Source organism: Acinetobacter sp. A3 (assembly GCF_012371415.1).
GTDB lineage: Bacteria > Pseudomonadota > Gammaproteobacteria > Pseudomonadales > Moraxellaceae > Acinetobacter.
This window is the reverse complement of sequence record NZ_JAAZQW010000015.1, coordinates 13,861-38,790: the sequence shown is the minus strand read 5'-3', so window position 1 is coordinate 38,790 and position 24,930 is coordinate 13,861. Positions and strand designations below refer to the sequence as shown.

The 24,930-nt window shown below is 38.5% G+C and carries 22 protein-coding genes; 7 read left to right on the top strand and 15 right to left on the bottom strand.

All coding sequences use genetic code 11. The annotated features are described in order from the left end of the window. Positions 1-21: 21 nt before the first annotated feature. The 9 genes from HHA42_RS06885 to HHA42_RS06845 are packed head-to-tail and all read right to left on the bottom strand — an operon-like array spanning position 22 to position 9,033. Complete coding sequence (locus tag HHA42_RS06885; protein WP_168525941.1) at positions 22-678, bottom strand: acetyltransferase; 657 nt, start codon at positions 676-678, stop codon at positions 22-24. After that, positions 671-1,282: a sugar transferase gene (locus HHA42_RS06880; protein WP_168525939.1), complete on the bottom strand. Its 612-nt coding sequence runs from the start codon at positions 1,280-1,282 to the stop codon at positions 671-673. The genes HHA42_RS06885 and HHA42_RS06880 overlap by 8 nt, the downstream gene beginning before the upstream one ends. Next, complete coding sequence (locus HHA42_RS06875; RefSeq protein ID WP_171525575.1) at positions 1,283-2,416, bottom strand: glycosyltransferase family 4 protein; 1,134 nt, start codon at positions 2,414-2,416, stop codon at positions 1,283-1,285. A gap of 4 nt (positions 2,417-2,420) precedes the next feature. Beyond that, positions 2,421-3,281 carry a glycosyltransferase gene (locus HHA42_RS06870; RefSeq protein WP_168525937.1) on the bottom strand — a complete coding sequence of 287 codons (861 nt, stop codon included), beginning with the start codon at positions 3,279-3,281 and terminating at the stop codon, positions 2,421-2,423. A 4-nt stretch (positions 3,282-3,285) separates the two neighbouring features. Continuing rightward, positions 3,286-4,368, bottom strand: coding sequence for a glycosyltransferase (locus HHA42_RS06865; RefSeq protein ID WP_168525935.1), 1,083 nt, complete (start codon positions 4,366-4,368; stop codon positions 3,286-3,288). Next, positions 4,365-5,732 carry an O-antigen polymerase gene (locus HHA42_RS06860; RefSeq protein ID WP_168525933.1) on the bottom strand — a complete coding sequence of 456 codons (1,368 nt, stop codon included), beginning with the start codon at positions 5,730-5,732 and terminating at the stop codon, positions 4,365-4,367. Before HHA42_RS06860 ends, HHA42_RS06865 begins: the two co-directional genes overlap by 4 nt. Then, a complete protein-coding gene (locus tag HHA42_RS06855; RefSeq protein ID WP_168525931.1) occupies positions 5,725-6,582 on the bottom strand; it encodes a glycosyltransferase in 858 nt (285 codons plus the stop codon). Before HHA42_RS06855 ends, HHA42_RS06860 begins: the two co-directional genes overlap by 8 nt. Positions 6,583-6,584: 2 nt before the next feature. Further along, positions 6,585-7,754 (bottom strand): nucleotide sugar dehydrogenase, encoded by a 1,170-nt coding sequence (locus tag HHA42_RS06850; protein WP_168525929.1) that lies wholly within the window; start codon positions 7,752-7,754, stop codon positions 6,585-6,587. 10 nt (positions 7,755-7,764) lie between these two features. Beyond that, entirely contained in the window at positions 7,765-9,033 is a 1,269-nt protein-coding gene (locus tag HHA42_RS06845) for an oligosaccharide flippase family protein (protein ID WP_252726307.1), read from the bottom strand. Positions 9,034-9,470: 437 nt separating this feature from the next. On the opposite strand from HHA42_RS06845, the gene HHA42_RS06840 reads away from it, so the two are divergent. The 5 genes from HHA42_RS06840 to HHA42_RS06820 all read left to right on the top strand — a co-directional run bounded on the left by HHA42_RS06840 (position 9,471) and on the right by HHA42_RS06820 (position 15,411). Then, positions 9,471-10,574 carry a polysaccharide biosynthesis/export family protein gene (locus HHA42_RS06840; RefSeq protein ID WP_168525927.1) on the top strand — a complete coding sequence of 368 codons (1,104 nt, stop codon included), beginning with the start codon at positions 9,471-9,473 and terminating at the stop codon, positions 10,572-10,574. Then, positions 10,574-11,002 (top strand): low molecular weight protein-tyrosine-phosphatase, encoded by a 429-nt coding sequence (locus tag HHA42_RS06835; RefSeq protein WP_168525925.1) that lies wholly within the window; start codon positions 10,574-10,576, stop codon positions 11,000-11,002. The genes HHA42_RS06840 and HHA42_RS06835 overlap by 1 nt, the downstream gene beginning before the upstream one ends. A gap of 52 nt (positions 11,003-11,054) precedes the next feature. Next, on the top strand, positions 11,055-13,241 hold the full coding sequence (locus HHA42_RS06830; protein ID WP_168525923.1) for a polysaccharide biosynthesis tyrosine autokinase: 2,187 nt from the start codon (positions 11,055-11,057) through the stop codon (positions 13,239-13,241). A 208-nt stretch (positions 13,242-13,449) separates the two neighbouring features. Beyond that, positions 13,450-13,824: an endonuclease domain-containing protein gene (locus HHA42_RS06825; RefSeq protein ID WP_166135360.1), complete on the top strand. Its 375-nt coding sequence runs from the start codon at positions 13,450-13,452 to the stop codon at positions 13,822-13,824. Between the two features lie 144 nt (positions 13,825-13,968). After that, positions 13,969-15,411: a capsule assembly Wzi family protein gene (locus tag HHA42_RS06820; protein WP_168525921.1), complete on the top strand. Its 1,443-nt coding sequence runs from the start codon at positions 13,969-13,971 to the stop codon at positions 15,409-15,411. 116 nt (positions 15,412-15,527) lie between these two features. Here HHA42_RS06820 and HHA42_RS06815 read toward each other — a convergent pair whose 3' ends face one another. Both HHA42_RS06815 and dapB read right to left on the bottom strand, forming a co-directional pair. After that, positions 15,528-16,172, bottom strand: coding sequence for an START domain-containing protein (locus tag HHA42_RS06815; RefSeq protein WP_168525919.1), 645 nt, complete (start codon positions 16,170-16,172; stop codon positions 15,528-15,530). A 129-nt stretch (positions 16,173-16,301) separates the two neighbouring features. After that, entirely contained in the window at positions 16,302-17,123 is an 822-nt protein-coding gene (gene dapB / locus HHA42_RS06810; RefSeq protein ID WP_168525917.1) for a 4-hydroxy-tetrahydrodipicolinate reductase, read from the bottom strand. A gap of 283 nt (positions 17,124-17,406) precedes the next feature. Here dapB and HHA42_RS06805 point away from each other — a divergent pair, with 283 nt between their 5' ends. Continuing rightward, on the top strand, positions 17,407-17,691 hold the full coding sequence (locus HHA42_RS06805; protein WP_168525915.1) for a hypothetical protein: 285 nt from the start codon (positions 17,407-17,409) through the stop codon (positions 17,689-17,691). A 93-nt stretch (positions 17,692-17,784) separates the two neighbouring features. Here HHA42_RS06805 and dnaJ read toward each other — a convergent pair whose 3' ends face one another. From dnaJ to HHA42_RS06785, 4 genes are all read right to left on the bottom strand, one after another. After that, the gene (gene dnaJ, locus HHA42_RS06800; RefSeq protein WP_168525913.1) at positions 17,785-18,900 is read right to left on the bottom strand and encodes a molecular chaperone DnaJ; all 1,116 of its coding nucleotides are present in this window, start codon (positions 18,898-18,900) and stop codon (positions 17,785-17,787) included. Positions 18,901-19,030: 130 nt separating this feature from the next. Continuing rightward, positions 19,031-19,408 carry a hypothetical protein gene (locus tag HHA42_RS06795; RefSeq protein WP_026438412.1) on the bottom strand — a complete coding sequence of 126 codons (378 nt, stop codon included), beginning with the start codon at positions 19,406-19,408 and terminating at the stop codon, positions 19,031-19,033. A 135-nt stretch (positions 19,409-19,543) separates the two neighbouring features. Continuing rightward, entirely contained in the window at positions 19,544-22,678 is a 3,135-nt protein-coding gene (locus HHA42_RS06790; RefSeq protein ID WP_168525911.1) for an efflux RND transporter permease subunit, read from the bottom strand. 3 nt (positions 22,679-22,681) lie between these two features. Continuing rightward, positions 22,682-23,821: an efflux RND transporter periplasmic adaptor subunit gene (locus tag HHA42_RS06785; RefSeq protein WP_168525909.1), complete on the bottom strand. Its 1,140-nt coding sequence runs from the start codon at positions 23,819-23,821 to the stop codon at positions 22,682-22,684. 413 nt (positions 23,822-24,234) lie between these two features. Here HHA42_RS06785 and HHA42_RS06780 point away from each other — a divergent pair, with 413 nt between their 5' ends. Continuing rightward, on the top strand, positions 24,235-24,849 hold the full coding sequence (locus tag HHA42_RS06780; protein WP_168525907.1) for a TetR/AcrR family transcriptional regulator: 615 nt from the start codon (positions 24,235-24,237) through the stop codon (positions 24,847-24,849). Positions 24,850-24,930 lie beyond the last annotated feature (81 nt).

Sequence of the window (24,930 nt, the reverse complement as noted above, 5' to 3'; positions counted from 1 at the left end):
GAATTTTTAAAATTTAAAAACTTATTTTTTCTCTAAAATCCGTGCCGGATTGCCAACCACCGTTACGCCCGGTGGCACGCTTTTAGTGACGACAGCGCCCATACCCACCACTGCCCCTTTACCTATCACCAAAGGTTGGTCTGGTGTGCCTTGTTTAATCATAGCACCAGTACCAATATAAGCATGGTCTTCTATGTGGATATTGCCGTTACATTTCACTCCGGGAGCAAAGGTGACGTAATTACCAATGATACAGTCATGCTCAACATAACTATATAAATTGGCATGAAAGCATTTGCCAATCTTAATATTAGAAGTGAGCGTTACAAAGGGACTTAAAGCAGCACCTGGGGCAATCTCTATTTTATCCATACGCACGACATTATCTGCCTGAACCATCCAGAGCTCAATTGCATCTTGTTCAAGTTGTAGCGCAATTTTTTCACGAACCTGACTATTGGCAATCGCAATTAAAACTGACTTTCTATCCGCTTTTAATGCTTTAAATGCTGCATAATTTAATGCTATATGACCGTTAACCGTTATTTCTTCAATCAAGCTGTCATCAATAAAATAGATTTCCGCACTTATATTCTGACGCTGTAATTGCTGGCGGGCCACAGGCATCAAGCTTCGGCCACAACCTGAAGCACCATAGACTGCATAGATTTCAGTCATGAATCTTGTCCGTTTTTGTACCGGTAAATTTGCTCATGGTGGCTTCACCCTCGGCACTGATATCATCTTTTGCTAAGACTTTATGTACCGTTTTAAACATGATTTTAAAGTCGAACCAGATAGATTGATTTTCAACATACCAGGTATCTAACTTGAACTTCTCTTCCCAGCTAATTGCATTGCGGCCATTGACCTGCGCATGACCGGTCATACCCGGACGGACATCATGACGTTTGGCTTGTTCGGGGCTATAAAGCGGCAAGTACTCCATCAGTAGTGGACGTGGCCCAACAATACTCATATCGCCTTTAATCACGTTCCAGAGTTCCGGCATTTCATCCAGACTGGTAGAACGCAGCATTTGTCCAAAAGGCGCTAAACGTTCACTGTCCGGCAATGGATTACCTTTCTCGTCCACAGCATCTTTCATAGTGCGGAACTTGATCATTTCAAAAGGCTTGCCATGTAAACCTGGACGCACCTGGCGAAACAAGACCGGAGAACCCAGATTTTTTCGTACTTTATAGGCCACAACGACATAAAGTGGTGAAAGCAAAATCAGGGCAATGGAGGCAATGATCATATCAAGTAAGCGTTTTAGCATTTATAGACCTAAAATTTGTATTAATCTTCGATTAACTTTGTCTGCATCAAACTTTTCGACTGCTATTTTATGGCTTTCATTACCCATAATACAAATCTGTTCAGGGTTTTGAATAAAATAAATCATTTTTTCAGCCAAAACATCAGCATTCCATCTAGGAACCAAAAAACCATTAATACCATCGACTACTGTTTCTCTACAACCCGGTACATCTGTCGTAATAATAGCACGCCCAATTGCCATTGCTTCTTGTGTACTTCGCGGAACTCCTTCACGATATGAGGGCAATACAAATACATGACTATCTGCTATCCAATCCTTAACATTATTCACATGACCTGGGTAGTGAATAATATTAGATGAAATTAAATCATTAAGTTCTGTTTGCTGTAATGCACCTAAATTATAAGGATCAATCGCACCTAAAACAGTAAATAGGGTTTCAGGATATTTTTCTTTTACTATTTTTGCAGCAGTGAGAAAATCGTGAATCCCCTTTTCTTTAAGTAACCGACCAATAAAGAGAAAATTAAGTGGTTGCTGAATATTAGTTAGAGGTTGATAAGGATAATCTTTTAGATTTAAACCAATCCCACCTAAAACTTCTACATTTTTTACTTTTATAAGGTGCTGTTCTAACAAATCTTTTGGATCATCTGAGTTTAGAAAAATTAGTTTATCTAACTGAGGTAAGGCTATTTTATAGAGTAAGACTTGAACTTTTTTTATGAATTTTATTTTCTTGCTTAAACCTTCGGGCTGTTCGGTAAATGTATAACCTAATCCTTCTAACATACCCATGACTTTTGGAACTTTTGCTAATTTTGCAGCAATCGTTCCAAAAATAACGGGTTTGCTAAAATACGAAAAAACTAAATCAGGCTTAATTTTTTGGATTTTTTTTGCAAGCTTATAAGTTGACATAATATCTGCTAGTGGATTTAGTCCACCACGGTTTAAAGTATATGTAACTGGAGTTGCACCAAGATCTTCTATCTTTCTTAGATCTTCTACTGTATATTCACATGTAAAAGCATAGACTTGATAACCTTTTTTTAAGAGCGTACGAATTAAATCCGCACGAAAGCCATAAAAACTTGTAGCAACCGTGCCTATAATTAAAACTTTAATCATATATTTAAATCTTTTTAGTAACAACTTGAGTAAGTATTTGTTGATAATGCTCTAGATCAATATGATTGAATTTTTCATTTCTACGACGCGCTAACTTTTGCAAATTCCCAGTATAATAAAAAAGTTTACTTACTAATATCTTAAAATTTAATCTTAAAATTTCAGCATCTAAATTATTTTTTGAATAATACTGTGAATATATTTTCAAAGTATCCTTATAGGAATTTACTAATTTATCAAGCGATAAATTACCTTCTTCTCTATAATATAAAAGTAGCTCTGGCATCACAGCCATCTTAAAGTCATTATTTACTATTGATCTCGTCCATAATTCAAAATCTTCTGCTCTAGGAAATTTTTCAGAATAACAATTACGCTCATACCAAGATTTCCGAGCCATTACAGAGGGATGCACAATAGGATAACTTAACTTAGGCATTCCAAAATCAGAATATAATTTATCTACTTTTCTATAGCCTTTAACTTGATTATTATTATTAATCGAAATTAACCCAGTTGAAACTAAATCAAACTGTGTATTTTTTTTTAAAAAATCGAGTTGTCGCTCTAACCTCTCAGGATGCATAATATCATCGGCATCCATACGTACAATAAAATCACCATCAGATTCTTTTATTAATTGATTAAGACGGTAAGGTAATTTTCTATTTACACCATCAGAAATCACACGAATTCTTTCATCTTGACTAGCATAATAATTTGCAATAGATAATGAGCCATCTGTAGACCCATCATCAATTAAAATTAACTCCCAGTTTTGATACGATTGATTCAATATAGAGACAATAGTATTAGATAAATATAATTGTGCATTAAATAAAGAAATACCAACACTTAATAACATTTGATTACAAGCCTTTATATATAGATTTCCATTTTTCAATAAAATAATTGGCAGAAAATTTCAACTTAATTTCATCATAATCAGAAATAATTTTCATTTGTAAATTTTCATTAATAAATAAAGCCTTAAGCATAGCTTCAGATAACATTTCTGGAGAACATATAGGCACTAAAAAAGGATAATTATTACTAAATATTTCTTTAACGCCTCCACACTCAGTAGAAACAATTATTTTATTTTTAAATATTGCCTCTAAAATAACCGTTGGCAAGCCTTCAGTTATACTAGACAATACAAATAAATCACATAATTTATAAAAATCATTCACATCATGACGAACACCAAATAATAAAACATTTTCTTCTAAATCATATATATGAACTTTTCTTTTTAGCTCATTAAACAAAGGTCCATCACCAACAAAAAATAAAGCAACGTTTAAATCAGTTTTTTCAACTAAAATCCTATAAGCTTCTAATAAATTAAAGCAATCCTTCTCTTCACATATACGTCCTACAAATAAAATAACCTTATCATAACGATTAAAAATTTCACCTAAGGATATATCATTGAGTAATACTGTAGTTGACGATATATCTTTAATGCCATTATATATAACTGTAGCTTCTTTTTTTGTATAATTATATCTAAAATAAGAATTTGCAGAAAACTTACTAACATTTGTATTTATATTAGACAAAAAATCAGTATATCTATATAAAATTCTATATTTAGTTCTAATTGTGTTTTTATTCAAACTACTATGTTCAGAACTAATAATCTTTAATTTCCAATTAAAAATTTTCATTAATCTTGAAAAAACAATAGCATAAAATGTATGAGCATGTATTATATTAAAATTTCTTGAAAGAAGAATAAACTTGACAAAAAATAAAAACAAAGAAAAAGTAGAAGAAATATAAAACTGATTGATTTTTATATCCTCTCTTTCGAAAAATATTTCATCTTTCTTAAAAAGAAGAATTTCAAAATAAAATTCATTGTCAAAACCATCTATTAGTTGTCGAACTATAGATTCTACACCTCCAATACCAAGTGAAGGCAAAACAATTAAAATTTTTTTCATCTTTTATGACTCAAAATTTTCTTAAAAAATAATAATAAAAAAGTAATTATTAGAGACCATATTAAAATCCTAAATAGAAAATTACTATTCGCTCTCATCCATAACATTAATGCACCAAGAAAAGCATAATATAAAGAAAAATAGTAGAGAGAAGAGTTAAATCTAAAATTATTATATAACTTAGCAGTAAAGCCACCTAAGATAAAGAAGAAAAAAGAACCAAAAATAGGACCAAAGCTACCATATGCTTCCATTGCAATAGATCCTCCACGGCCATAGGTGTCATCTCCAAACAATTGATAAGTAACCCAGCTATCCATATTCTCATTAGATGTCCTAATATTATCACTGAGATTTGGCAATGACAACATTAGAGAATTTAAATATGACTTAAAATACCAATAATTACCATCTTCAGTCAAATACATAATAAATGGAATGGTTTTAAAAGTTAGTCCAAACTCATGCAATGCTGATATGATAAAACCATTTTCCTTATTACTTAAATATAAATTTAATGCATCTATAGGATTATATACAGATTCTACGCGCGACACAGCAATAACAGCTGAAAAAGAAAATACAATAATAGAAGATAAAAATAATTTGAAAAAATTAATATTTCTATAAAAGTTATGATATATAGAAACTAATACAATAGCATAGAATAAGAAATATGTACGTTGTCCCAACAAGAAACTAGCAAAGACTATGCTCAAGGGTAATATATCAAATAAACTATTAAAAAATTTCTGTCCATTGGATAACTTATTATAAAAATATAAACTTACTATTGTAATACCAACAATTTGACCAAACCAATAGAATTTCCCCCCTAGACCTTTTTCTCCTACACTTCTCATTAAAGAAAAATCATAAAAAATTTCTGGAGCTAAAGAAAGAATTGGCACCCAAAAACTTAGAAATAAAAGTATTAATAAAATTTTCAAAAAATATATTGTATTATTATTTAATCCAGCACTAGCTTTCAAAAAATCAGCATTGAAATCTTTATAATTATAGAAAATATAATAACTCAACAAAAATCCACTACAACAAATAAGCAAATAAAAGATAGCCTCACCCAAGTAATATGGAAATAAAAAAATCTCACTATCATAATCAGCTAAATTTAAATAATACAAATAAAAGTAACCAAAATGAAATATATAAAAGAATACAACAAAAACAATATCAGGAGAAACTTTATCCCCCCCCGCTACAAAACTTCTTAATACAATAAATATTATTACCAATAAAACTGAGAATAACAAATTAATATCTATTGAACTTATAAATAAATTAGTAGCTACCACTAACAGTATAAAAGCCAAATATATCAATGGAAATATAAGTTTATTCATTTTTTAAAATCTTAAAAATTACGTAAAATATTTGGTTAAAAAAAATCTTTTTTGGTCTCATTAAAAATTTTAAAATATATACCAAAATATTTCCTGCTTTTGGTACATATCCAATAATATAAGTTTTAATCAATAACTTTTGAATAAAATTAAGCTTATGTTTTTCAGATATATAATTTAAAGCCTGAATTACTCTTTCATTATTAAATTTACTAATTCTTTCATGAGGATGACTTTTATCTATAAAATAAGAATAACTTTCTATTCCTATAGCTCTTATATTTTTGTTTTTCAAAATATTTAGCCAAGCCTCTAAGTCTTGTAAGATATTTAACTTATAGTCATATAGCAAAACTTCTTTTAAATCTTTATGAAAAAATATCTGATTTCCAATATAATTATAAAATAGTAAATCTTTCCACATTATTGATGTTTTTAAAGATTTTATTTTTCTATATTTATTAAATTTATCTATTTCAATATAATGAGAAAATAAAATTTTATTTATTTTTGCATATTTTAAAAAATCAGATATCCGACTATTCAAAAAATAATCATCATCATCTAATCCTGTAATAAACTCTCCTTTCGCATTTTCGATTGCAATATTACGACTTACACATGCCCCACTATTCTTTTCTTTAATAAAATAGCCAATACGTGAATCTTGCTTAGTTATTTTTTCTAAATATTCATGTGTACCATCATTAGAGCAGTCATCAACAATAATAATTTCTAAATTTTGGTACGTTTGCTGCTGCACAGATTCAACAGCACGCTTTAATAACTCCACACGGTTAAAAGTAGGAATATAAACTGTTACTAATGGGTTAGACTGCTCTAGACTCATGATTAATTCTCCCCAAACAGATCACGCGTATACAACTTGAATTGATACTCTTTCAGATCACTATGCATACGATTTGCAAGAATTACATCTGAACTTGACAAAAACTCATTCAAATCATTTTTTACAATATAAGTTTCAAATGTCTCTTGCTGCAAAGTTGGTTCATAAATCTGAACTTGAACATTATACTCTTCTAACTCTCTAATAATATCTTGAATAGCAGAATCTCTAAAATTATCAGAACCTGCCTTCATGGTTAAACGGTAGACACCTACCACATTTGGACGTTTTTTTAAAATTTCTTTTACTATAAATTGCTTACGCGTTTTATTTGAGTGAATAATTGCCTGAATTAGATTTTGTGGCACATCTTTATAATTTGCTAATAGCTGCTTAGTGTCTTTTGGCAAACAGTAACCACCATAACCAAAAGATGGATTGTTATAATGCTGACCAATACGAGGGTCTAAACTTACACCTTGTATGATATCCAAACTACTGAGTCCATGCTTAGCACAATACGTATCCAATTCATTAAAGTAAGCTACACGCATGGCCAAATATGTATTTGAGAACAGTTTAACTGCTTCTGCTTCCGTAGCATCCATACATAAAGTCGGTGCTGTTTTTTCTATAGTGGCATCTAAATAAAGCTGGGCAACTTTCTCTGCACGTTTCGATTTTTCACCCACAATGATCCGTGAAGGATATAAATTATCATAGAGAGCTTTACCCTCTCGTAAAAACTCTGGCACAAATATAATTTGTTCAGTTTTAAATTTAGATTTAATTTGAGCTGTATAGCCTACAGGAATAGTAGATTTTATAATAATTGTCGCAGTATTATTCAGTAGCAGAATCTCTGATATTACACTTTCTATAGAAGACGTATCAAAATAATTGGTTTCAGAATCATAATTCGTTGGGGTAGCAATAATAATATAGTCAGCCTGTTTATAAGCTTCTGTTTTATCAAGTGTTGCTTTTAGGCTTAATTCTTCTTCTACAAACGATTTTTCAATACAATCATCTGCAATAGGAGATATCTTCCTATTAATCAAGGTGATACGTTTTTCATCAATATCTAAACTTGTTACATTGTGCTGACGTGCAAACAACACCGCATTAGAAAATCCAACATAGCCCGTACCTACAACAGTAATATTTAACACTGACTTCTTCCTAATACTTGGATTTTAATGAATTTTTAAAAAATGGGAAAAAATGTATCTTAAATATAAGACCATTTTTATAAAAGTAATTAAAAACCGTTAATGATAGCAATTCAATTATCATTACACTATATGCAGCACCTTTTAATTCAAATAAATAAATCATAATGTAAGATATGGGTAGTGCACTGATTGCAACAAATATCATTTTCCTTGAAATATAACGATAACTCTCTTCTTTTACCAATAGACGGGCAGCGACCGTTCCCAACCCACTGCACAAAGTAGCTAAGCCCAATATCAAAATCAACTCATATGCGTCTTGATAGGCATTTCCATAAAGAAAATTCACAGCCCATTGACCAAAAATAGCTAACATTATCACCATCAATAGTGAAATAATTATTATCACTAAATTCAATTTAGCAATCATCATATATGATTGATATCTGCTTTTTTCTCTATATATTTTGCTTAAAACTGAAGTAATGATAGAAGTATTAATAAAAGCCCATGACATTCCTAATGTCACAGCTACAGCATAAACCCCTAATTCACGTGTAGATGTTAATGCGGCAAGCATTAAACTTGTAACCTGAGTGTATAAAGTAACTGCCAATGTAGACAATACCAAAGCACTACCTGCACCAAAATAATATTTCCTATAGTGTGCAAGGCTAATAGGCTTTAACTGCTGAGATTTATTGAAAATATATTTCTTTAGTAAAAAAGGAATAAGTGCTGTGATAACAATGGGAATTGCTAAAAAAGTATAATTCATTTCAAATAGCACAATCAGGTAACGACTCAATAAAGCAGCACCTAATCCAATCATATTTACAATTGCATTAATATAGGAATGTAATATTGCATTATTATAAATTGTATAAACATCTTGGGTGATAAAATATGCTGCAAATGCAGTTGCTATTCCGAAAATCAATGTTAAAAAATCAGAATAAAGATACAATCCAAATAAGATAGGAAGCGCACATACTAAAAATAAAATCTTTCTTAGGTTTTGAGTTCCAATAAGATATTTCAAACCTGACTTTGGATTTCGACTCACTCGCTTAAATAGAATTTCCTGGTTACCAAACCAAGTTAATGTTTGTACAAAACCAAATAAGGTGGCTGCTAATGCTATTTTACCAAAGTTAGAAGGGCCAATATATTTTGCTACATAGGAAGTGACAAAGATAAGACCAAAAATACTGATGCACTTTTCTATCATCATCCAAAGTGAATTAGAGATAATTTTCTTAGATAAAATACTCATATGCTTAATCAAGTATTACTTATGTTTTTAATAAAACTAAATTTAAAAAATTACGATCTAACTTTGAAAGTAGAAGGTTTTTTTCACCATTCTTACCCAAGCCCGAAAGCACATAGTTCAACCTAATCACCGCAATTTTGAGATCTATAATAGATAGCATTTTAACGCCTTAAATTTACCATACTTAGGAAGATTAAGTCTTTCGGCATGCATACTAGCAGAAAATTATAAAAATTCTATTATGATTTGTGCTCAAACCACCTTAAAAATAGCACTGTGTGTATTTTTTGTAAAAATTGAAATAATTTACACTTTTACTATCATTCAGTTTTTATCATAAACTCAGAAAGATAGTTACAAATTGCTATGTATATAGTCAATAACTTGGGTAGAATAGCTTCAATTTTAAAATTTAAAAATAATCTCTGGGAAAACGTGTGCGACACTTTCAACTAGCTGCTTTATTGGCATGTGGCATTGCCACCACTGGGTGCGCTGTCACCTCTGGTTTACAAACTTATGACTTACCAAATGAAGGGGTCTATACCACCGACTTGGGCACAGCGGTCAATGTGATTAAACTCACACAAGACTCAATGCTTGCGGTGCAGCCTGCAGTTCATAATATTCAACAAGACTATGCGCATTTATTTCATACACCACAGCGTCAATACACCTTAAGTTCAGGCGATATTCTCTCTATCTATTTATGGGCATATCCTGAAATTACCCCGCCAACCAATACCATTAGTAGTGAAAAAGCTGTCGAGTCCAATGGTTATCAAATTGACTCACAGGGTTATATTCAGTTTCCGATTATCGGGCGTTATAAAGCGGCAGGTAAATCTTTAGCGCAAGTGAATCGTGAGTTGCGCGGTCAATTGGCACGTTATTTAAAAACCCCAGACGTGATTGTACGAGTCTTGTCTTACCAAGGGCAGCGATACTCGGTACAAGGCAATGTCATGAAAGGCGGGCAATTCTATTTAAGTGACCAGCCAACCAGTGTCTATACCGCCTTAGGTATGGCAGGCGGGGTCAATGCCCAACAAGGTGACAATGCTTCTATGACTTTAGTGCGTCAGGGGCGTAGCTATCAACTCAATACCTTAGAGTTGGAAAAAGCAGGCTTGTCATTGCACAACTTAATCATCCAGCCGAATGATACCTTGTATGTCAACAACCGTGAAAACCAGAAAATTTATGTGATGGGTGAGTCGGGTAAAAACCAGTCCTTACCCATGCGTGATCAGGGCATGAGCTTAAGCGATGTATTAGGTGAAAGCCTAGGCTTAAACCCACTGTCTGCCAGCCGCAGTAAAATTTATGTGGTTCGTAGTCAGCCCAATGCAGCACATACCGAAGTCTATCACATGGATTTAACCAGCATTGCCGACTTTGGTCTGGCCAATCAGTTTAAAATGCGCAGTAATGATATTGTCTATGTCGATGCATCGGGCCTTGCGCGCTGGCAACGTGTCGTGAACCAGATTATTCCATTCTCAAATGCTTTATATAATTTAGACCGTTTGGGGAACTAATGAAAATTAATCACATTTTGGTGGTGTGTATTGGCAATATTTGCCGTAGCCCCATGGCAGAATACTTTTTAAAACAGCAGTACCCACACTTACAGATTGAATCTGCGGGTATTTCAGGTTTGGTGGGTCATGCAGCCGATGACAAAGCCCGTTTATGTATGCAACGTCACGGTATTGACATGAGTCCACACGTAGCCAAAAAACTGAATGCAGACTTAATTAAAAAAGCCGATTTAATTTTGGTCATGAGCCAAAATCAGCAAAAGCATGTGGAACAAACCTGGCCATTTGCTAAGGGCAAAACCTTTAGATTGGGGCACTGGCAAAGTAAAAACGTCGCTGACCCATATCAGCACGATCAGGCCGTATTTGATGAAACCTGCACATTAATTCAAGCCTGCATTGCCGACTGGAAAAAATATATCTAGTTTCTTGATATTCTAGATTTTTTTGATATTCTACTTTTTTGATATTTAAACTATGAGCCAAACCGCCAACACCGAAGACACCATTGATTTAAAGGAATTATTTTTTTCCTTAATCGCACAATGGAAACTGATTATTCTTTGCGTTCTACTCAGTGTAGTCTGCGCTTTACTGTATTTAAGAACCACACCAGACACCTATGCAGTAGATGCCTTGGTACAGGTCGAAGACAGTAAAGGAGCCTCTGCAGCGTTACTGGGTGATCTGTCCAATATGATTGAGCAGAAATCGCCTGCACAAGCTGAAATTGAAATTTTAAAATCACGTTTAGTGTTGGGTAACGTGATTGATCATCTGAATTTAAATATTCGCGTTTCGGGTACAGAAGACAGTTTCTGGAATCGTTTAATTGCCAAGCATGAATATGACAGTGAATATTCATCTCAGTCAGTGCTATTTAAAGACAATCAAAAAAGTTTTGATATTCGCCAGTTCGATATTCCGCAATATTTTCAAGATAAAAACTTAATTTTAAAATTTGCACAAGGCAAATACAGCCTCACCGATGAAGAAACCGAACAAGTGGTTTTTTCTGCACCTTTAAACCAAGTCAGTCAATTACAGTCTGAATTTGGGGTGTGGAAAGTAGCTATTTTTAGTCAAGACAGCTTTAACGCTGCCTATAACATCCAAAAACAAAGCTTACCTGCTGCCATGAAAAGCTTAACCGCTGACTATTCTGTAGCAGAAAGAGGTAAGTTAACAGGCGTGTTGGGGCTGAATTACCAAGGGTCAGACAAACAACACATTACCCAAGTACTGAATGCCATTTTAGCAGCGTATAGCCAACAAAATATTGAGCGTCGTACTGCAGAAACAGCACAGACCTTAAAGTTTTTGGAAGACCAACTCCCAGAACTGAAACAACAATTAGATGTGGCAGAACGTGAATTTAACCGTTTCCGCCAACAGTTTAATACAGTCGATGTGACCAAAGAATCTGAGTTATATTTAACCCAAAGTATTACTTTGGAAACCCAAAAAGCGCAGTTAGAGCAACAAGTGGCTGAAGCTGCGGCCAAGTACACCAACGAACACCCTGTCATGCAGCAAATGAATGCGCAATTGGGGGCAATTAATAAACGTATTGCAGAGTTAGACGGCACGCTCAAACGCTTGCCAGAATTACAACGCCAATATTTACAATTATTCCGTGAAGTTGAGGTGAAACAGCAGCTGTATACAGGCTTGCTTAACTCTTACCAACAACTGCGGATTGCTAAAGCAGGTGAAATTGGTAACGTCCGTATTGTAGATACTGCTGTAGAACCGATTGAGCCAATTAAACCAAAGAAATTACAAATTCTGATTTTGTCCGTTTTCTTGGGTGGCTTTCTGGGTACATTGTTGGCCTTACTGCGTAATATGTTGCGCTCAGGTATTAAAGACTCAAATCAGATTGAAAATGAACTGGATTTACCTGTTTATGCCACTGTACCACGCTCACCAGTGCAAGAAAGCCGTATTAACATTCTGAAAAAGAAAAAGAATATTCCAATTCTTGCGGTTAAACATAGTGATGATATTGCGATTGAAAGCCTGCGCAGCATGCGTACTGCGATTCACTTTGCCTTAAGCAGTGCCAAAAACAATATCATTATGATTTCTGGCCCTGCACCAGAGTTGGGTAAATCATTTATTTCAACCAACCTAGCGACTATTTTGGCGCAAAGTGATAAGCGTGTATTATTGATTGATGCCGATTTACGTCGTGGTTATATGCACAAATACTTTAACTATGATGTGCAACCTGGTTTGGCTGACTATTTAAATGGTCAACACGAGTTAGGCAGTATTGTACGCAGTACTGAAGTTGAAAATTTAAGCGTCATCAGCCGTGGTAAAAGCCCATCTAACCCTTCAGAGCTGTTAAGTACGCAAAAATTTGCAGACATGCTCACGCACTTGTCTAGTCAGTTTGACCACATTTTAATTGATACCCCACCAATTCTTGCTGTAACCGATGGAACTATCATTTCGCAATATGCGGGGGTGAATTTGGTGGTGGCACGTTTTGCCAAGACGCAAATGAAAGAGCTTGAACTGACTATCAATCGCTTTGAACAGGCTGGCGTGAAAGTCAATGGCTTTATTTTAAATGATATCCAACGTGAGGCAGGTGGTTATGGCTATGGTTATAACTATGCTTATGCCTATAAAGCCAATAAGGATGATGATTAATTTTAAGTACTCGATGGGCTGAAATCAGTCCACCACCCCAATATTCCCCACCTTTGAAAGGTGAGCCGTATATGCTTGTGCGACTTCCCCCTTTGAAAAAGGGGGATTGAGGGGGATTTAAAGAACCTGAAAAGGTGAACCATGCATGGCGTAAGGAGGGTAACTCAAAAAACAAACCACTTCATTTAAGAAATTATGAATAAAAAACATGCAACCTTATAATAAAAATTTAAAACATAACGCACGACAGTTAAGAAACAATATGACCGAAGCCGAGCAGAAACTCTGGTTACGACTGCGCCAAAAACAAATCTTAGGCTTACAGTTTTATCGGCAAAAGCCTATTTTGAATTTTATTGTAGATTTTTACTGTCCTGCGGCAAATTTAATTATTGAATGTGATGGCAGCCAACATTTAAACGAAAAAGGCTTAAAGTACGATCTATTGCGTGATCAGGTTTTGGCACAATTAAATTTAACTATTTTAAGATTCAATAATTTACAAATTTTACATGAACTCGATGCAGTCATCCAAACCATTGAAAATGTGATTTTAAGTCGACACGCTGATAATCCCTCCTAGCCTCCCTTTAAAAAGGGAGGAACTCCACCATTTACAGAAGAATTTTCTTTTGAAATTTACAACACTACTCAACAATTCACATTGCAAAAAACCACGTAAAAACCTATGTTGGTTACATTATATAAACCCTGAGAATGTATAAGAATGATTGCACCTAAAGCACTGCTGGTAACACTGGCATTAAGCTCATCCTTAAGCTTTGCCCAAGGCATTGTCTTAAACGACCAAAACTTACGTACCGATTTAAACTGGCTAAATCAGCAAGGTGTGATTCAAATCAGTACTTCAACTTGGCCTATGAGTGGTGATGAAATTCAACGTGCACTTTCTCAGGCCAAAGTCAGCAATACCAATCAGCAAAAAGTTATAGATGCAGTGGTGGCACATTTAAATGCCAATAACCAACTGCTCAAAGCCTCTCTTTTTGCAGAAACAGATCAAAAGCATATTCCTCAGGCTTTTGGCGACCAACAAAAAGCACAATATCAAGCGGGTTTAGATCTCAATGCTGGGAATCAGAACTGGGATGCTAAAATTCGGGTCAATGCAGAAAAAGACCCACAAATTGACCATGACCAAGATGTCAATATTGAAGGTTCGTACATTGCAGCCAAACTTTGGAATCAATGGCTCATCGCAGGGCAAATTCCAACCTATTGGGGGCCTGCGCATGACGGTAGTTTAATTCGTGGCGATGCCAGTCGCCCTGTCTATGGCGTGACCATGCAACGTGCTGAACAACCGGCGTTTAACAATAAATGGCTGTCTTGGATTGGCCCATGGCAATACCAAGCTTTTGCAGGTCAATTACATGATTACGATGCTGTGCCCGATGCAAAACTGATAGGTTTACGCGTTACAGCACAACCACTGCCTTATTTGGAATTGGGTGCTTCACGTGCCTTTCAATGGGGCGGGGAAGATCGTCCAGAAAGCTTGAACTCACTTTGGGATGCTTTTATTGGCAATAAAGACAATGGTGGTACTGGTGAACCTGACCCATCTAACCAGATTGCTGGCTTTGATGCACGCTTAAACTTACAGCCATTGGTACAAGTGCCAATGGGTGTCTATGCACAATATGCAGGTGAAGATGAAGCGGGTGGCTTACCCGCTAAAAAAATGTATCTAGCTGGGGTAGATTACTCATCAAGCTATCAAAATATGCCGTTCCAACTCTATACTGAATGGGCAGATACCCGTACTAACGGTAAAGCACAAGGTATTACTTACAACCACACCAATTATACTGATGGTTTCTATCAACATGGCTACCCTTTAGCGCATGCCATGGGTGGTGATGGACAAATGATTTCAGTGGGTGGTGATATACGTTTTGATCGGCTGAACCGTGTTAATGCACGCGTAATGTTTGCTAAATTGAATGAATCAAACCGCACAACCAACCAAGCTTTCCCTGAAAAAGATCAGTTAAAGGCTTTAGATTTAACTTGGACACATTATTTAGGCCCAGATATTCCACTAAAATTGAATGGCTGGATCAGTGATTCAGATATCCATGGCAATGATGGTGGTGCATCTATTGGTATCGAGTTTCCTTTAGAAAAAGGGCTGTTTTCTTACTAAGTCTAGTAAATTACCGCACACACTTTAGCAGTCTGTAAAATAAACCATGGATGAAATCGGCACAGATTTCATCCATTTTATTTTGCATCATGCTCTAAAGCCCACACAGGCTAAACTTAACGTAAAATTTCAGGCAATCCCTTATAATTACGGTTTTTACCCAATTCAATTTTCATCTTTTGCAGCATTTGATACGGTTGTTGCTGCACAAACATATTCACAAAGCTTAAAGGAATCGCGCCTTCAGGGTTAGCATAGCCATACGTGCTGACTTTGACTTTCTGATTGCTCAATTTCTGAAATGTCCAATCTCCCTCATACTGCCGAATACGCACATAGTCAGGATTTAGCGGATAGCCGCCTTCAATGGCTGTGTTTTGAATGCTGATGACTCCCTGCGCATCTTTGCTCATTTTGCCTTTAACCACTAAATCTCGGTCTTTCAAGGGAAATGGAAAGTCCAGCACCATATACAGTAAGAACTCACCTTTCTGATCATCTCGTGACAAGACTTTAACGCTGCCCACATAAGGCACCCATTTCACAGCATGATCAACATCTAAAATTAAAGCAGCTGCTTTTTCTAAAGGTACATTAAAGGTGGTTTCTGCCTTGTATAAAAATACAGGACTAGACTGCTGTTGATAGGTCCAGACTTTAATATTGTTTTTATGAATACTGAGTTTGGCATGTTCAAGGCTTTGTGCATGCGTGATACAGCTACAGGCGATCATGCCAAGAATTGGCAGAATTTTTTTCATTATCTTGTGCATCTTATTTTAGTTTTGTGTGGGGTCTGATGCTTTATCATCCATGACATCAGACCCTAGTTTTAACTGCAGATCACGATTTGTTCAAGCAGTTTTTATTATTTTATCGTCAGTGGCGATTTAAACTTGAATATCGTTAAAGCCTAGTACATCTTTCATGTCGTATTTACGGGCTTCACGTCCAACCACCCAAGCAGCTGCACGAACAGCACCTGCAGCAAAGTTCATACGGTTGGTGGCTTTATGGGTAATTTCCACGCGCTCACCATCGGCAATAAACATTGCGGTATGTTCACCAACAATGTCGCCACCACGAATAGTTTGAAAGCCGATGCTCTTGCGTTCACGCGCACCGGTATGTCCTTCACGACAATAAACAGCATCTTGTTTAAGATCACGACCAAGTGTGGCCGCAATCGCCTCACCCATCATTAATGCCGTGCCTGATGGTGCATCAACTTTGTGACGATGGTGTGCTTCAATCACTTCAATATCAACAGTATCGCCAAAAACTTTGGCTGCTAATTCTAACAGTTTGATTGATACGTTTACCCCAACTGAATAATTGGCTGCGTATACTACTGGGGTTTGTTGTGCCGATTCTTCCAAGATAGCTTTTTGTTCATCGTTCATGCCGGTGGTGCCAATCACAATCGCCACGCCTGCTTCACGGCAAAGTTTTAAGTGCTGTGCAGTCGCCGCAGGTGCAGTAAAGTCGATTACGACATCACAATCACCCAATACTTGCTCTAGGCTACCCACTACTTTTACACCCAATGTGCCAACACCTGCTAACTCCCCTGCATCTGCACCCAACAGGCTGCTTTCTGGGCGTTCAACTGCTGCAGCCAATTGATAGCCTGCTTCCTGAACGGCCTGAATTAAGATGCGTCCCATACGACCGCCTGCGCCTAATACACCAATGCGTGGAGTTGCTGACATAGCATATTCCTAAAATAGATTCTAAATTGTGCTTACTATATCAAAACTCGCTGCTCAGACTAAGTTTGCTGCGCAAGTTTCTGGGTTTATTTTTATTCAAAAGTAAGCCGAGCTGTACTGCTGATGGTCACTTTACACACCTCAGGCAAACTTTTAACGAAGCGATGCTAAAAATTTATCTGAAAATGCTCATTTTTTGTTTTTATTTCACAAATTTGCAAACTTGTATGCGCAGACTAGCCTGCACGAATGATAACAACTGCACAAATTAAAGGGGACTTACATGCATTCGAAGAACATGGTATTGGCATTATTGTTAGGCATCAGCACAGCATCCGTATTTGCAGAGCCTGCACTTCAAGAAGGTGATACGCTTGAAAGCCTGTCTAAAGTCCGTATTAGCGTGACGCTACAAGAGCCTCTTGCTGTTGAAGTCGATGCACCTGAACTAGAAGAAACAGCAGCAGAACATGAGGTTGTTGCAAGCGCTCAACCACAAACTACCGTTGAAACAGCAACGACTGAAATGGTTGATGTTTTAGAGATAGATATACCTGAAGTCGAATAAGCGTGCAGCAGATACAACAAAGGCGATCCTCAAGATCGCCTTTATTTTTGAGTTTAGATGAGATGCTGCTTTGGCAGACCTCATCCAAATTTTTTAATCAAACAAACGATCAAAGAACGACTTCTTCTTTGGTGATGACTGGCTGCCCTCACCTTCCATCGTCGCCTGTAACTCTTTTAACAATTCACGCTGACGTGCAGTCAAGTTCACTGGTGTTTCTACCACGATACGGCATAACAAATCGCCCTGCATGCTGGTGCGTACAGGTTTTACCCCTTTACCACGCAAACGGAACAATTTTCCTGTTTGTGTTCCCTCAGGTACTTTCAGGCTGACACGACCATCAAGTGTTGGAATTTCAATTTCCTTGCCTAGGGCTGCATCGGCAATGCTGACCGGCACATCCATATACAGATCAGCACCATCACGCTGGAAGATTTCATGCTCACGCACCACCACTTCTACGTATAAGTCACCCGATTGACCATCACGAATCGCTTCACCTTTACCGGTTAAGCGAACGCGGTCGCCATTGTCCACCCCTGCAGGAATGGTCACTTCAAGAGTTTGTTGACGGTCTGATACCCCCGAACCATGACATTGGTTACATGGGTTTTTGATGATTTTGCCTTGACCACGACAGGTGCTACAAGTTTGTTGTACCGAGAAGAAACCTTGCTGCATGCGTACCTGACCTGCACCATGACAGGTTGGACAGGTTTCGACATCGTTTGGATTTTTTGAGCCTTTGCCATCACACGCTTCACACGGTGCTGGTGCAGTAAAGGTAATGGTTTTTTTCACCCCTTTTACCGCTTCTTCAAGGGTCAGTTCCATCACATAGCGTAAGTCTGAACCACGGCGTGCACGTTGCTGGCCACGACCACCGCCACCGAATGCACCACCGAAAATATCACCAAACTGGCTAAAAATGTCTTCTGCGCTAAAACCACCGCCGAAGCCACCACCACCGCCCATGCCACCTTCAAAGGCATTGTGCCCCATGCGGTCATACATGCTGCGTTTTTCAGCATCCGATAAAATTTCATAGGCTTCTGCAGCTTCTTTAAATTTTTCTTCAGCTTCTGGGTTGTCTGGGTTACGGTCTGGATGATATTTCATCGCCAACTTACGGTAGGCTTTTTTAATTTCATCATCACTAGCGGTTTTGGCTACACCCAAAACCTCATAATAATCACGTTTAGCCATGTCTGGCGATGCTCCTCACGGAATTCTATTTAAAACTGAACTGATGTGTGAAATTGGGGTAAAACTGAGTTTTACAAGGGAAGACTGCTAAAAAATTTTAGCTGAAGTGCTTTAGATGAAGTTCAAGCCATTAGAACACAGCTTTATTTTTCAAAAATTTGGATAGCCCTTTAATCCAAGCATTGATTAAAAATAAGAAGGCAATCACGGCAAAGACCACACCTGCTACGGTGCAGGCTTTGACCCATAAAAAGGCATCCCAAGGAAAGAAGGCCAATGGAATAAACCACAATGCAGCAAACAATGCCAATACACTGTAAATCACCACATTACGCATGATCCATAAAGCCTGTGCCTGTAACCAGACTTCAGTGCTATCGACCACAATCACTTTTCGTGCATACCAATACGCCAATGCACCACTCACCACAGTAAATAAAGCAAAAAACATAAACACGTAAGAGATCGCGACAGACCGGCGAAACTTTACCAAGTTATCTTGCTTCATAATGTGATTTAACCCCATCTGTGCCATGCTTTATTTTTTAATCTGGCGCATGCTGTAACGTATGCAAAGGCTGAAAAATATAAGGTGCTACTATATTGAAATTTTCCAAGTTTCGCACCCGTTATTATGTCACTTTTACAGATTATGTGGATTTTTTTTCACTTTAAACCACTGTGCATATAATGCAGGTAAAAAGAACAGGGTTAATAGGGTCGCGACAATTAATCCCCCCATAATCGCCACGGCCATCGGGCCAAAGAAAATACTGCGAGAAAGTGGAATCATGGCCAAAACAGCCGCTAATGCTGTGAGTACAATCGGACGGCAACGGCGTACCGTGGCGTTAATGATTGCATCCCACTGCGACTCTCCTGCAAGAATGTCTTGTTCAATCTGATCAATTAAAATCAGGGAGTTGCGCATGATCATACCCGACAAGGCAATTGTGCCGAGCATCGCCACAAAGCCAAAGGGTTTGTTAAACAACAGCAAGAATAAAACCACACCAATGATGCCTAGTGGAGCAGTCAAAAATACAATAAATGCACGTGACATGCTGCGCAGCTGAATCATCAATAAGGTCATCACCACAGCCAAGAAAAACGGCATACCCGCATTAACTGACTTCTGCCCCCGTGCTGACTCTTCAACCGTACCGCCAACTTCAATTAAATAGCCACTTGGCAAAGTGCCTTTATAGCTTTCAAGCTCAGGTTGGATCTGATTCACCACCGTTGCAGGCTGCAAGCCTGTACTAATATCCGCACGTACAGTAATGGTTGGCAAACGATTACGATGCCAAATTAAACCTTCCTCAAAACGGTATTCAATTTGCGCAATTTGTGCCAACGGCACCGATGTTCCACGTGAAGTCGGTACAGCCAAACTGCTTAAGGATGCAACATCTAGGCGCTCATTTTGATCGCCACGTAATCGAATTTCAATTAGCTCACGTTTTTCACGATATTGATTAATTGCCGCCCCGCTAATAGAGCTATTCAGGAAGTTAGCCAAATCCAGACTGGATACTCCCATTTGACGGGCACGGTCTTGATCAATTTGCAATTGAATCACCTTGCTCGGCTCACCCCAATCTAAATGCACATTGGTGGTATTCGGGTTGGCACTGACTGTGGCAGCCACTTGCTGCGCCCACTGTCGTACTTGAGCAAGGTCTTCTCCTGAAACACGGAATTGTAATGGATAACCTACAGGTGGGCCATTTTCAAGCAAAGAAACGCGGGTACGTACTTCAGGCAACAATAAACGGATTTGCTCCGATAAATTACGGCGAATTTCATTGCGGTCTTCTAAAGACGATGCCAATACCACAAATTGGGCAAAACTGGCCTGCGGTAATTGCTGATCTAAAGGCAAATAGAAACGCGGCGAACCTGTGCCTACATAGGCCACATAATTGTCAATGCCTTCCTGTCGTGCCAAAAAGTCTTCCACTTTTTTGACTGCGGCCTCGGTGGCTTTGAGTGATGCACCTTCTTCAAGTTTTAAATCGACTAAAATTTCTGCCCGATTGGAAGGTGGGAAAAATTGCTGTGGTACCAATTTAAACATCGCAATTGACAGTACAAATATGCCAACTGTGATTGCAATGACGGTTTTTCGATAGCGCACACAAGTATTAACCCATCCACGAAACACTTGATAAAAGCGGGTTTGATATGGGTCGTGTAATTCACCTGCGTGCTGTAGCACAGGCTGCGGTTCAGCTTGTTTGCGTACACGCGCCCAAAGACGTTGATACCACGGCGCTCGCTGTGCATGGCGCTGAAAATCTGGCAATAATTTATCGCCCAGATAGGGTACAAACAGCACGGCAGCAAACCATGACACCACCAAAGCAATGGTCACCACTTGGAAAATTGAACGGGTATATTCCCCTGTACTTGAGGCTGCCGTGGCAATCGGTAAAAAACCTGCTGCGGTAATCAATGTCCCAGTCAGCATAGGGAAAGCAGTCGTTCGCCACGCATGACCTGCGGCTTGCAAGCGGCTATAGCCCTGCTCCATCTTAATTGCCATCATTTCAATGGCGATAATGGCATCATCCACCAACAATCCGAGGGCTAGAATAAGCGCACCGAGTGAAATCTTATGCAGTCCGACATCAAACAAATGCATACCTGCAAAAGTCATCGCCAAGACCAGTGGAATGGAAAATGCCACCACCAAACCTGTGCGAAAACCCAGTGAAAAGAAGCTGACCAAGAGCACAATAATCACCGCCTCAGCCAATACTTTCATAAATTCATTGACGCTGTGTTTTACCGCAACAGGTTGATCAGAAACCTTTTGCAGTTGCATGCCCAAAGGCAAAGTTTTTTGCAAACGGGCAAATTCTGTTTCCAGATTTTCACCCAAAGCCAGAATATCACCGCCTTTACGCATCGACACCGCAATGCCAATGCCATTTTCGCCCATAAAGCGCATACGCGGTTGAGCAGGTTCGCTAAACCCACGATAGACCTCGGCAACATCGCCCAGTTGAATGGTGGTGCCATTCACCAACAGCGGCATTTGTTTCAACTCATCGACACTGTGCAACGCACCGCTGACACGCACCTGAATACGGTCTGAATGGGTTTCAAAAAAACCTGCGCTTGCCATGCTGTTTTGTTGTTGTAAGGCTTGCTGAATCGCGGTAACAGGAATACCAAGTTGTGCGGCTTTGGTGTTAGATAACTCAATCCAAATTTTTTGATCTTGCAAACCGACCAAATTAACTTTGGCAACATCTTTGACTCGCTGTAATTGTAGCTGCAAACGGTCGGCATATTCTTTGAGGGTGGCGTAGTCATAGTCTGCGCCTGTCAGCACATAAATATTGCCAAAAGTGTCGCCAAATTCATCATTAAAAAATGGGCCTTGTACCCCTTGCGGCAATTCATGACGAATATCATTGACCTTTTTACGCACCTTGTACCAAACATCTGGAATTTGGCTAGAACGCATGGAATCTTTGGCAATAAAAGTCACCATGGACTCGCCCGGACGCGAATAAGCCATGATGCGTTCATAGTCGCCCGTGCTCATCAATTCTTTTTCGATGCGGTCGGTGACTTGTAACGAGACCTCTTTGGCGCTCGCTCCCGGCCAATAGGTTTGAATCACCATCACTTTAAAAGTAAACGGTGGATCTTCACTTTGTGCCAGTTTGGAATAGGAAAAAATCCCGACAATGCCCAACAGCAGCATCAAGTAGACCACTAGACCTTTATTTTTCAGCGCCCATTCGGATAAGTTAAAATTCATATTTTAACGCTCCGTCTGTGTGGCCGCAGAAGCTGCCTGAGCTGTTGGATTGACTGCCTGTACAGCTTGATTGTCACGGTTAATCGGGCGAATTTTTTGTCGATCACGCAGTAAATGCACCCCACCCATCACCACATAATCTTGCGGCTGTAAGCCACTCAGTACAGGCACGCTGTCACGTCCATAAGCGCCCAATGTAACAGGAATTTGGCGCACGGTTGAGTCTGGCTGTAAGACCAAAACAAAAGCTTGTTGCCCTGTTGCCGACACGCTAGATAAAGGCACATATAAACCCTGATTGGCTTGGCGAGTCAGAAATACCCGCGCACTTTGCCCCAATTGAATCTGTGCATTGCCTTCACGTAAAGCCACTTTGACTTTAAAAGTACGCGACTGATCTGCCGCAGGGGAAATTTCTCGAACCGTACCTGCAAAACGGGTATCGGGTTGTGACCATAAACTTACCGTTGCCTCTTGCCCGACTCGAATTTCACCCACCGCTTGTTCAGGCACGCCAATCACGACTTCACGCTCCCCATCAATCGCCAATTGATAAGCGACCTGCCCTGCCGCTAAAACCTGCCCAACTTCAATATTGCGTTCAGTAATCACACCATTTTTTGTGGCACGTAACTGGTTATAGTCGGTTTGATTACTGCTGACTGCATAATTGGACTGTGCCTGTTTCAACTGTGCCATAGCATGTTGATATTGGTTTTTGACTGCATCATATTGCGAGCGACTGACGGCATTCATGGGTAATAATTGCTGAAAACGCTGTAACTCATCGCTAGCAATTTTTGCAGCAGATTGCGCACTTTCCAGTTGCGCACGCGCGGCATTGAGCTGCAATGCGGCATCTTGCACATCCAGTTTTGCTAAGACTTGCCCAACTTTGACCTGATCTCCCACATCGGCAAAACGCTGTGTAACTTGCCCTGCAACCCGAAATGCCAAAGCCGTTTGCTGACGTGCTTGCACCTCGCCTGCATAGCTTTTTTGCTCAAGATGTAAACTGCTGGGCTGGGTCACCATCACCAAAGGGACTTCCTGTTCAACCTCGGTTTTTTGCTTACTGCATCCAATTAGGGTGATACAGCACAGCAGCATCAGACTGGCAATGAGATTCTGAGTCGTGTTCATCAGGTTTGCTCTTATTTAAACGTTTTTTTTAGGGCAGAATACGGTAGGGTTTGCTGACACTTCGTCTATGTTTGCGACAGCGCATATTTTTAGCTGATATAAGGCATGAGGCAGGAAACTTAGTCATTCTAAGTAACTGACTCATAACGTAATAGCAGTAAAAAATATGCTTGTTCCAAAGGACTGTGGCTAAAACTTTCTCAGATTGCGTTATGAAACTTGGTAATAGTCTCGCTATTCCCTGCGTTTCATGCCTGATCTGCTCAGTTTTAGCCTACAGCGCAAGCCATTTATGAAGTGCGTGCAAACCCCTATATTAAATTGATTATTTTTTAATTAATATACCACTGGGTACATTAATTAAAACTGAAGCGTCATTTTCCAGTTGTACTGATGCAAATTAGGATGAGCGTGTGCAGATTCATGTCGGACGACCAAAAGATTTAGAAAAACGCCAACGCATTTTAATGTCGGCAAAACACTTGTTTTTAAAGCTGGGCTTTCATGGTTCAAGTATGAATCAGATTGCGCGTGAAGCAGGTGTGACCAAATTAACGGTCTATAATCACTTTCAAGACAAAGCCACGCTGTTTTCCTGTGCCATTGAAGAAACCTGTGAAAGCCTGCTTAATGCCCAACCTCTACACTTAAGCGCAAATAGCGATTTTCGGCAGGCTTTATACCAAGCCTGTGAACTGTCCTTAACTTTGGTGAATATGCCTGAGGCAATTAAGCTGGAACATCTATTGATGGAACTGGCCTCAGAGCAAAATCCGTTGGCATTACAGTTTTACAATGCCTCACATGCCAAACTCAGAGCCATGTGGGAAAACTTCTTCCGCCAAGCCGTTGCATTGCAGTTTATTGAAGCAGATGCGCCTAAAACCCAAACTGAACTGATTGTGTCGCTCCTGCATGGTTTACGCCACCATGAAGTCCTACTTGGTGTAAGAGCCGTACCCAACCCAACAGAATGTCAGCACATTATTAATCACGCCATTGAAATTTTTATGCTGCGTTATGGCTGAACAGGCTAATTTTGCTGCCTCTTCTTACGTGATTTACAAATTCAAATCACGCAGTTTTAAGAAAATAAACAAACTCAACAC

Bases quoted from the DNA above. Each gene is read 5' to 3' on its own strand.
- HHA42_RS06815 (WP_168525919.1), bottom strand. From the start codon at position 16,172: ATGAAAAAAATTCTGCCAATTCTTGGCATGATCGCCTGTAGCTGTATC.
- HHA42_RS06835 (WP_168525925.1), top strand. From the start codon at position 10,574: ATGAAAATTAATCACATTTTGGTGGTGTGTATTGGCAATATTTGCCGT.
- HHA42_RS06830 (WP_168525923.1), top strand. From the start codon at position 11,055: ATGAGCCAAACCGCCAACACCGAAGACACCATTGATTTAAAGGAATTA.
- HHA42_RS06820 (WP_168525921.1), top strand. From the start codon at position 13,969: ATGATTGCACCTAAAGCACTGCTGGTAACACTGGCATTAAGCTCATCC.
- HHA42_RS06875 (WP_171525575.1), bottom strand. From the start codon at position 2,416: ATGATTAAAGTTTTAATTATAGGCACGGTTGCTACAAGTTTTTATGGC.
- HHA42_RS06845 (WP_252726307.1), bottom strand. From the start codon at position 9,033: ATGAGTATTTTATCTAAGAAAATTATCTCTAATTCACTTTGGATGATG.
- dnaJ (WP_168525913.1), bottom strand. From the start codon at position 18,900: ATGGCTAAACGTGATTATTATGAGGTTTTGGGTGTAGCCAAAACCGCT.
- HHA42_RS06790 (WP_168525911.1), bottom strand. From the start codon at position 22,678: ATGAATTTTAACTTATCCGAATGGGCGCTGAAAAATAAAGGTCTAGTG.
- HHA42_RS06870 (WP_168525937.1), bottom strand. From the start codon at position 3,281: ATGTTATTAAGTGTTGGTATTTCTTTATTTAATGCACAATTATATTTA.
- HHA42_RS06860 (WP_168525933.1), bottom strand. From the start codon at position 5,732: ATGAATAAACTTATATTTCCATTGATATATTTGGCTTTTATACTGTTA.
- HHA42_RS06880 (WP_168525939.1), bottom strand. From the start codon at position 1,282: ATGCTAAAACGCTTACTTGATATGATCATTGCCTCCATTGCCCTGATT.
- HHA42_RS06805 (WP_168525915.1), top strand. From the start codon at position 17,407: ATGCATTCGAAGAACATGGTATTGGCATTATTGTTAGGCATCAGCACA.
- HHA42_RS06865 (WP_168525935.1), bottom strand. From the start codon at position 4,368: ATGAAAAAAATTTTAATTGTTTTGCCTTCACTTGGTATTGGAGGTGTA.
- HHA42_RS06825 (WP_166135360.1), top strand. From the start codon at position 13,450: ATGCAACCTTATAATAAAAATTTAAAACATAACGCACGACAGTTAAGA.
- HHA42_RS06785 (WP_168525909.1), bottom strand. From the start codon at position 23,821: ATGAACACGACTCAGAATCTCATTGCCAGTCTGATGCTGCTGTGCTGT.
- HHA42_RS06795 (WP_026438412.1), bottom strand. From the start codon at position 19,408: ATGAAGCAAGATAACTTGGTAAAGTTTCGCCGGTCTGTCGCGATCTCT.
- HHA42_RS06855 (WP_168525931.1), bottom strand. From the start codon at position 6,582: ATGAGTCTAGAGCAGTCTAACCCATTAGTAACAGTTTATATTCCTACT.
- HHA42_RS06885 (WP_168525941.1), bottom strand. From the start codon at position 678: ATGACTGAAATCTATGCAGTCTATGGTGCTTCAGGTTGTGGCCGAAGC.
- dapB (WP_168525917.1), bottom strand. From the start codon at position 17,123: ATGTCAGCAACTCCACGCATTGGTGTATTAGGCGCAGGCGGTCGTATG.